The sequence below is a fragment of the Pararhodobacter sp. CCB-MM2 genome, from assembly GCF_001691415.1.
Lineage (GTDB): Bacteria > Pseudomonadota > Alphaproteobacteria > Rhodobacterales > Rhodobacteraceae > Pararhodobacter.
The window spans coordinates 1-431 of the sequence record NZ_LRRR01000098.1 but is presented as its reverse complement, the minus strand read 5'-3'; the positions used below and the strand labels follow the sequence as shown (position 1 = coordinate 431).

The following is a 431-nucleotide window of genomic DNA, read 5'->3' as shown; positions in this document are numbered from 1 at the left end:
GTGTACTTCTCGCCCGGGCCGTGGCCGGGCTCGTCCGGCACCAGCGAGGCCTCGCGGAAGGCCAGCTGGAGCGACTTCAGGCCGTCGCGCAGCGGCGAGGCGTGGAAGGTGCTGATCTCCGTGGCGCTCGCGTCCAGCAGCCCGGCCAGCGCCTGGACCAGCTTGCGGGCCTCGTCGAGGTCCTTGTGCTGCTCGCCCTCCTCGGTGAGGCCGAGCTTCACGGCGGCCGCGCTCATCAGGTTGACGGCGACCGTCACGATCACCTCGACCGCGGGGACCTCCGCGATGTCGCGGGCCATGTCGTCGAAGCCGGGGTTCTCAGTGCTGGGGGTCGCGTCGCTCATGCCCACACGATAAGGCCAGGCCACCGCCCTCCCGTCCGCCGGCGTCCCGCCGGCCGCCGCGGTGCGGCCGCCGGGGACCGTGCGGTA

Annotated in this window: 1 protein-coding gene; it reads right to left on the bottom strand. The window is 73.5% G+C overall.

Annotated elements, in window-relative coordinates; translation table 11 throughout:
• A partial coding sequence (locus BCY78_RS24355) for a DUF1844 domain-containing protein (RefSeq protein ID WP_233499496.1) occupies positions 1–368 on the bottom strand: 368 nt, incomplete at its 3' end.
• Between the last annotated feature and the right edge of the window lie 63 nt (positions 369–431).